Origin of the sequence: Methylobacterium sp. J-088 (assembly GCF_022829295.1) — a bacterium.
Classification (GTDB): domain Bacteria; phylum Pseudomonadota; class Alphaproteobacteria; order Rhizobiales; family Beijerinckiaceae; genus Methylobacterium.
In genome coordinates this window covers 1-1,668 of sequence record NZ_JAKSYH010000197.1, presented here as the reverse complement: position 1 = coordinate 1,668, position 1,668 = coordinate 1, and the positions used below count along the sequence as shown (strand labels likewise).

The 1,668-nt window shown below is 63.8% G+C and carries 1 protein-coding gene; it reads right to left on the bottom strand.

Features of this window, described 5'->3' with window-relative positions:
- Positions 1 to 1,124: 1,124 nt before the first annotated feature.
- Complete coding sequence (locus tag MKK63_RS22135; RefSeq protein ID WP_244005637.1) at positions 1,125 to 1,484, bottom strand: hypothetical protein; 360 nt, start codon at positions 1,482 to 1,484, stop codon at positions 1,125 to 1,127.
- Between the last annotated feature and the right edge of the window lie 184 nt (positions 1,485 to 1,668).

Sequence of the window (1,668 nt, the reverse complement as noted above, 5' to 3'; positions counted from 1 at the left end):
AACATGAGGCTGAGCAAGGCGATCGGAACGATGGGTCGCCCTTTCCACCAGACGATGACGACTCGCAGGAACAGGACCGGGATGGCCGCTGCCAGAAAGGCCCAGAACTGAAGGTCGGATAGATCCATGTGAGATCCGTAGACGAGGAACAGGCTCACGGAAGCGCGATTGCCTTGTTGCCGCATGGTGGACTCCTACGTCCGACCGGCGGTCAACAGGGAGATACGCCAATGAAAACAGTACTTGCCATCGCCACCGTCTTCATCCTCGCCGGCCCAGCATTCGCTGCGGAAGGCGGTTCAAGCCGCTCTGGCACATCGAACAGCACGGGTGCGAGTGATGCCGGATCAGGCTCCTCACCTGGTGCATCGGGAAGCGGTCCCTCAACCGGCGGAATGAGCCGTTCGGGCACGATGAACAGCACGGGCGCCAACGATGCGGGATCCGGATCAAAGCCGGGTGGCACCAGCGGCACCCCCGGAAACCGCTGATTGCATCGCCGGCGTAACGAGGCGTTAGCCGCTCTCGTTCAGCTTCAATCTCAGCGACCGGGCCTAGCCCGATTGCCCTCAGAGTAGCGCGCCGGCTCCAAAGACAGGGCCCTTGGTGCGCGGCCTCGTCGGCACAGTCGCAGCTGAGGCCCGCCCTATTCCCCCGAGGGGCGGGCCTCAGGCCTTCATTTCCTGAGCCTGCCGGACAAAAAAAAGGCCGCCCCCGAAGGAGCGGCTCGAAGTCAAGGGAGGAAACGCCCTTGGGAGGGCAACGAGAACGCGACGCCATCGCGATCTCGCACTGCAAACCTAAGACACCGCACCGCAGCAGACAACCGACTGAATGTTGTAGACACGCACTTTAGTGGGCTGTGAGGTTGTAGAAATGCGGTTCCGCATCGTGCCGCAACACGTAGGCCATGGGCCGGTGCCCTGCGGTGTCCAGATCCCCCGCGGCACCGACCCTCACGCGACTGCCTGGCCTAGGCTTCACGGACGGGACGCGGGGAACTGGCCCGCGATCGCCTGTCATCACGTGCTTGCCCGCCGCAGGCTTTACGGTGTCGCGAACACCTCGGGCGTGCTGACGGGAAGAAGCGGTGCTGTAGCAGGCTCGTGAGAGGCTGTCGCTGGTTAGGCTCCGCGGCGTTGCGCCTTCAGCTGCTGCAGGGTGCGCTGGCTCTCGCGCCCGAACTGCGCTGGGGTGATCTCTCCAGCATCAACACGGCGCGCCAGCTGCTTGCGGTACTCCAGCGCTTCCTCTTCCTGCGCGCTCAGCGGCACGCTGGCCCGCGCAGCCGTCTGGGTGCGTTCAGCCCATTCCGTGTAGCTGATGCGATGGGCATCGCGATCCGCTCTGAGGCGGGCGACATCTTCCTGGAGAAGCGCGGCGCCCCGAAGGCCTAAAACAGCTTGCTGCGGCCCTGGGGTACTTGTTTGGCAAGCCACCAGGCCAACCGTGCTGAGCAGGATCGCGGCGATGTGTCGGTTCATGAGCAGCCCCTCGTTCAGGGCGAGCTAAGCTGGTCCATGCCGATGAAGCGAGGGCGGATTGGCCACAGTTGGCCATTCCGTCATGAGCGAAAGAAACGATGGAACTGGTCGGGCGTGTATTGCGCTCCTCGACGGTCGGCGATCATCACGTCGAGATAGCCGCGTCGCATCATCTCCGTGGCCT